Raw genomic sequence first — 6256 nt, 5'->3', positions numbered from 1 at the left:
GAGGGGGGAACGCGCGGGAAGCGTGAGCTGCCTGGGCGTCTCTGACACGCGCCGGACCTCGGTCCGGCCGGCTCGCGCCGATCAGGTGTCGGCGAAGATGTCGCGATCCTTGGTCTCCGGCACGAAGAACACGCCGATGATCACTGTCGCGACCGCGATGACGATCGGGTACCAGAGGCCGAAATAGATGTCGCCGGTCTGGGCCACCATGGCGAAGGCGGTCGCCGGCAGGAGGCCGCCGAACCAGCCGTTGCCGATATGGTAGGGCAGCGACATCGAGGTGTAGCGGATCCGGGTCGGGAACAGCTCCACCAGCATGGCGGCGATCGGGCCGTAGACCATCGTGACGAAGAGCACGAGGATGAACAGCAGGCCGATCACCTGCGCGACCTGCGGCCGGAAGATGTCGAACGGGTTCGACATCTTGACGATCTCGGGGTCGCCGGCCTTCGGGTAGCCCGCGGCCTGCAGCGCGGCGGTCGTGGCCTTGTTGGCCTCGACGTTGCCGCCCTGCGGGTACGGGATCTCGGTGTCGTTGACCCGGATCGTGGTGGGCTGGCCGGCCGCGCCGGGGGCGGTCGAGTAGCGAACCGACGACTTCGACAGGAAGTCGCGGGCGAGGTCGCAGGGCTGGGTGAACACCCGGGTCCCGACCGGGTTGAACAGGGTTCCGCAGGCGGCCGGATCGGCCGTCACCGTCACCTTCACGTTCTCGATCGCCGCCTCGAGCTTCGGGTTGGCCGTCGAGGTGATCCCCTTGAAGATCGGGAAGAACGTCGCCGCCGCGATCGCGCAGCCCGCCAGGATGATGACCTTGCGGCCGATCTTGTCGGACAGCCAGCCGAAGACCACGAAGAAGCCGGTGCCGAAGAGCAGCGACCACGCGATCAGCAGGTTGGCCGTGTAGCCGTCGACCTTCAGGATCGATTGCAGGAAGAACAGCGCGTAGAACTGGCCCGTGTACCAGACCACGCCCTGACCGGCGACGAGCCCGAACAGGGCGATGATCGCGAACTTCGCGTTCCGCCACTGGCCGAACGCCTCTGTGAGCGGCGCCTTCGAGGTCTTGCCCTCCTCCTTCATCTTCTGGAAGGCCGGCGATTCGGAGAGCTGGAGGCGGATCCAGACCGAGATGCCGAGCAGCAGCACCGAGACCAGGAACGGGATGCGCCAGCCCCACTCGGCGAAGGCGGCCTCGCCGGTGATGGTCCGGGTCGCCAGGATCACCATCAGCGACAGGAACAGACCCAGGGTCGCGGTCGTCTGGATCCAGCTCGTGTAGAAGCCGCGCCGGCCGTTGGGGGCGTGCTCGGCCACGTAGGTCGCCGCGCCGCCGTACTCGCCACCGAGCGCGAGGCCCTGGGCGAGGCGCAGGACGATCAGGATGATCGGGGCCGCGATGCCGATGGTCGCCGCGTTGGGCAGGATGCCGACGATGAAGGTCGACAGACCCATGATCAGGATCGTGACGAGGAAGGTGTATTTGCGGCCGACGAGGTCGCCGACGCGGCCGAACACGAGGGCGCCGAACGGGCGGACGATGAAGCCGGCCGCGAAGGCCAGCAGGGCGAAGATGTCGCGCGTGGCCGGCGGGTAGGCCGAGAAGAATTGCGCGCCGATGATCGCCGCCAGCGAGCCGTAGAGATAGAAATCGTACCACTCGAACACGGTGCCGAGCGAGGACGCGAAGATCACCCGCTTCTCGGCCGACGTCATCGGCCTCGCGGCGTCCCCTGTCCGCGCACTCGCGGTTGCCACAGCCATGAAACAGGTCCTCCCAGACGCATTCGGGCTTCCCGCGACACGGATCGCCCCCTCACCGGCCCGATTCCCGGGCGGTTCTGCGCACGGCGCAGATCACCTATGCGTTATCGCACGGAACGGGGCGGTCAACAGGTAAAGCGATCGTGAAGACCCCCATCAACACGGGCGCGCACCGAGTTGTCACCGGAACGACGAAGGGCGCGGCTCGCGCCGCGCCCTCCACCCGTTCGAGGCCTGGGAAGACCGTCAGTGCGCGTGCGCGCCGGCCGCCCCGATGCCGGTCTCGGAGCGCACGTACTGCGCCTCGAAGGCGGCCCGCTCGCGCTGGGCCCGGCGGGACTTGTCCACGAGGGAGACGACCCAGATCGTCGCGAAGGCCAGCGGCATCGAGAACAGCGCCGGGTTGTCGTAGGGGAAGAGCGGGGCGGGGTTGCCCAGCGTCGTCACCCACACGGCCTTCGACAGCACCACCATGATCACCGCCGCGAGCAGGCCGACGAGGCCGCCGGCGAGCGCGCCCCAGGTAGTGGTGCCGCGCCAGAGGATCGACATGGCCAGCACCGGAAAGTTGCAGCTCGCCGCCACCGCGAAGGCGAGGCCGACCATGAAGGCGACGTTCTGGTTCTCGAACACGTAGCCGAGGTAGATCGCCACGATCCCGATCACCACGGCCGAGATCTTCGACAGGTTGACCTCGTGCTTCTCGGTGGTGCGCCCGCGGGCGATCACCTGGGCGTAGAGGTCGTGGCTGATCGCCGAGGCCCCGGCGAGCGTGAGCCCGGCGACGACCGCGAGGATCGTCGCGAAGGCCACCGCGGAGATGAAGCCGAGGAAGTACGGCCCGCCCACCGCGTTGGCGAGATTCACCGCCACCATGTTGGTGCCGCCGATCATGTCCTTCAGCTTGTCGAAGGCGCCGGCCGGCCCGAGCTTGAAGTAGACCGGGTCCGACATCAGCAGCGCGATGCCGCCGAAGCCGATGATGAAGGTCAGGATGTAGAAGTAGCCGATCAGGCCGGTGGCGTAGAACACCGACTTGCGGGCGGCCTGGGCGTCCGAGACCGTGAAGAACCGCATGAGGATGTGCGGCAGGCCGGCGGTGCCGAACATCAGGCCGACGCCGAGCGAGATCGCCTCGACCGGGTTCGACACGAGGCCGCCCGGCGCCATGATGGCGTCGCCCTTCGGGTGGACCTGAACGGCGCTGGCGAACAGCACTTCCGGGTTGAAGCCGTACTTCAGCAGCACCGCGCCGGCCATGAAGGTCGCGCCGCCGAGCAGCAGGCAGGCCTTGATCACCTGCACCCAGGTGGTCGCCTTCATGCCGCCGAAGGCGACGTAGACGATCATCAGGACGCCGACGATGATCACCGCGTAGAGGTAGGGCAGGCCGAAGAGGAGCTGGATCAGCTTCCCCGCGCCGACCATCTGGGCGATCAGGTAGAAGGCCACCACCACCAGGGTGCCCACCGCCGAGATGATGCGGATCGCGGTCTGGTCGAGCCGGAAGCTCGCCACGTCGGCGAAGGTGAACTTGCCGAGGTTGCGCAGGCGCTCCGCGATCAGGAACAGCACGATGGGCCAGCCAACCAGGAAGCCCGTCGAGTAGATCAGCCCGTCGAAGCCCGAGGTGTAGACGAGGCCGGAGATGCCGAGGAACGAGGCCGCCGACATGTAGTCGCCGGCGATCGCCAGCGAGTTGGTGCCGGCCGAGATGCCGCCGCCCGCCGCGTAGAAGTCGGCGGCCGACTTGGTGCCCTTGGCGGCCCGGTAGGTGATGCCGAGCGTCAGCAGCACGAAGAACAGGAACATCAGGATGGCCGGCCAGTTCGTGGCCGATTGCGCGACGGCACCGAGATCCGGGCCGGCCGCGTAGGCGGCGCTCGCGACGATCGTGGCGAGCGTCAGGCCGAGAAGGAGGCGGTTCATCGGGCCACGCTCCGCTTCAGGGCTTCGCTCAGCGCGTCGAAGCGCGTGTTGGCCCGCGCGACGTAGACCCCCGTGAGCGCGAAGGCGAACAGGATCACGAACACGCCCGCGAACAGGCCGAGGGAGGCGGTGCCGCCGACCTTCACGGCGAGGAGCGACTTGTCGAAGGCGATCAAGCCGATGAAGCCGAAATAGACGACCAGCATCAGGATCGTCAGGATCCAGGCGAAGCGGGTGCGCTCATGAACGAGCTGCTGGAACTCGGGAGTTCGGGCGATCCGCTCGACCTGCGGATCGGCGGCGATCTCGCGTGGGCGTGTTCCCGGGGGCGCCGTGCGCCCTCGGGTGTTCAGTGTCGTGCCGCTCATGGGTGTTCCTCCCGCGAGGGCCTGCTCCGGCCCCCCGGTTCTTCGCGTTGAGAGTCGTGGTTCTTGTTGAGAGCGGGCGCCGCCCCGGCACCCGCCCAAGTCCGAGCCCGCGCCGCCGGGGCGGCGCGGGTGCGATCAGCCCCGGTTCTGCCGGTTCTCGATCAGGTCGTCGACGACAGCCGGCTCGGCGAGCGTCGAGGTGTCGCCGAGCGAGCTGAAATCGTCCTCGGCGATCTTGCGCAGGATCCGGCGCATGATCTTGCCCGAGCGGGTCTTGGGCAGGCCGGGCGCGAACTGGATCAGGTCCGGCGAGGCGATCGGCCCGATATCCTTGCGGACCCAGGTCACGAGCTCCTTGCGCAGGGCGTCGTCGCCCTCCTCGCCGTCGTTCAGGGTCACGTAGGCGTAGATGCCCTGGCCCTTCACGTTGTGCGGGTAGCCCACCACCGCGGCCTCGGCCACCTTCGGGTGGGCGACCAGGGACGACTCGACCTCGGCAGTGCCCATCCGGTGGCCCGAGACGTTGATGACGTCGTCGACCCGGCCGGTGATCCAGTAGTAGCCGTCCGCGTCGCGGCGGGCGCCGTCGCCGGTGAAGTACTTGCCCAGGTAGGTCGAGAAGTAGGTCTGCTCGAAGCGCTCGTGGTCGCCGTAGACCGTGCGCATCTGGCCCGGCCAGGAATCGGCGATGCAGAGATTGCCCTCGCAGGCGCCCTCCAGGACCTTGCCCTCGGCGTCGACCATCTCGGGCTTCACGCCGAAGAACGGCCGGGTCGCCGAGCCCGGCTTCAGGGCGGTGGCGCCCGGCAGCGGGGTGATCAGAATGCCGCCGGTCTCGGTCTGCCACCACGTGTCGACGATCGAGCAGCGCTTGTCGCCGACGACGTTGTAGTACCACTCCCAGGCTTCCGGGTTGATCGGCTCGCCCACGGAGCCCAGCACGCGGAGCGATTGCCGCGAGGTCTTCTTCACCGGGCCCTCGCCGCCGCCCATCAGCGAGCGGATCGCGGTCGGCGCCGTGTAGAAGATGTTGACCTTGTGCTTGTCGACCACTTCCCAGAAGCGGGAGGACGACGGGTAGGTCGGGATGCCCTCGAACATCAGCGTCGTGGCGCCGTTCGCGAGCGGCCCGTACACGATGTAGCTGTGGCCCGTGACCCAGCCGACATCGGCGGTGCACCAGTACACGTCGCCTTCGCGGTAATCGAAGACGTACTCGTGCGTCATAGACGCGTAGACGAGGTAACCGCCGGTGGTGTGCACCACGCCCTTCGGCTGCCCGGTCGAGCCCGAGGTGTAGAGGATGAAGAGCGGGTGCTCGGCCTCCACCGCCACGGCGGGGCACTCGTCCGTCACCTGCTCGGCGGCCTCGTCGTAGTAGACGTCCCGGCCCGCCTCCATGGCGACGCTGCCGCCGGTGCGGCGCACGACGATCACGTGGTCGACGAGGTCGGTCCCGAGGCGCTTGATCGCCTCGTCGACATTGGCTTTCAGCGGCACCTTGCGGCCGCCGCGCAGGCCCTCGTCGGCGGTGATCACCACCTTGGAGCCGCAGCCCTGGATGCGCGAGGCGAGGGAATCCGGCGAGAACCCGCCGAACACGATGGCGTGGATCGCCCCGAGTCGCGCGCAGGCGAGCATCGCGTAGGCGGCTTCCGGCACCATCGGCATGTAGAGCGTGACGCGGTCGCCCTTGCCGACGCCGCGGTTGCGCAGGACGTTGGCCATCCGGCAGACCTGCGCGTGCAGCTCGCGGTAGGTGATGTGCTTGGATTCGTCGGGGTTGTCGCCTTCCCAGATGATCGCGGTCTGGTCGCCGCGGGTCTCGAGATGGCGATCAACACAGTTATGGGCGACGTTGGTCTTGCCGTCCTCGAACCACTTGATCGAGACCTTGCCCGGCTCGAAACTGGTGTTCTTCACCGTCGAGAACGGCTTCATCCAGTCGATGCGCTTGCCGTGCTCGGCCCAGAACGCGTTGGGATCGGCGACCGAAGCCGCGTACATCTCCCGGTACTTGGCATCGTCCACGTGCGCACCCTCGCGCCACGCGGATTGAACCTCGATCACCTTGCCTACCATGGCGTCCCATCCCTGTTTTGGCGCCCGATCGTATCGCGGTCTCCGCCGCGCAGCCAGGACTTCCAAAGTAACGTAGCCGCCAATCTACGATGACGATATCATCGCAGTTTGGC

The 6256-nt window shown here is 67.8% G+C and carries 4 protein-coding genes; all 4 read right to left on the bottom strand.

What is annotated here, in order from left to right; genetic code table 11:
* Window positions 1–81: 81 nt before the first annotated feature.
* Window positions 82–1716, bottom strand: coding sequence for an MFS transporter (locus ACLBYE_RS16740; RefSeq protein WP_020092885.1), 1635 nt, complete (start codon window positions 1714–1716; stop codon window positions 82–84).
* Window positions 1717–2010: 294 nt separating this feature from the next.
* Window positions 2011–3693, bottom strand: a complete 1683-nt coding sequence (locus tag ACLBYE_RS16735; protein WP_447695029.1) for a cation acetate symporter — start codon at window positions 3691–3693, stop codon at window positions 2011–2013.
* Window positions 3690–4061, bottom strand: a complete 372-nt coding sequence (locus ACLBYE_RS16730) for a DUF485 domain-containing protein (RefSeq protein WP_024828004.1) — start codon at window positions 4059–4061, stop codon at window positions 3690–3692. Before ACLBYE_RS16730 ends, ACLBYE_RS16735 begins: the two co-directional genes overlap by 4 nt.
* A gap of 135 nt (window positions 4062–4196) precedes the next feature.
* Window positions 4197–6143, bottom strand: coding sequence for an acetate--CoA ligase (acs, locus tag ACLBYE_RS16725; protein WP_447695028.1), 1947 nt, complete (start codon window positions 6141–6143; stop codon window positions 4197–4199).
* Window positions 6144–6256 lie beyond the last annotated feature (113 nt).

This window comes from Methylobacterium sp. A52T, from assembly GCF_053346095.1.
This window is presented reverse-complemented; position numbering and strand designations above follow the sequence as displayed.

Coding starts and splice junctions, on each gene's coding strand:
- acs (WP_447695028.1), bottom strand. CDS start 6,143: ATGGTAGGCAAGGTGATCGAGGTTCAATCCGCGTGGCGCGAGGGTGCG.
- ACLBYE_RS16730 (WP_024828004.1), bottom strand. CDS start 4,061: ATGAGCGGCACGACACTGAACACCCGAGGGCGCACGGCGCCCCCGGGA.
- ACLBYE_RS16740 (WP_020092885.1), bottom strand. CDS start 1,716: ATGACGTCGGCCGAGAAGCGGGTGATCTTCGCGTCCTCGCTCGGCACC.
- ACLBYE_RS16735 (WP_447695029.1), bottom strand. CDS start 3,693: ATGAACCGCCTCCTTCTCGGCCTGACGCTCGCCACGATCGTCGCGAGC.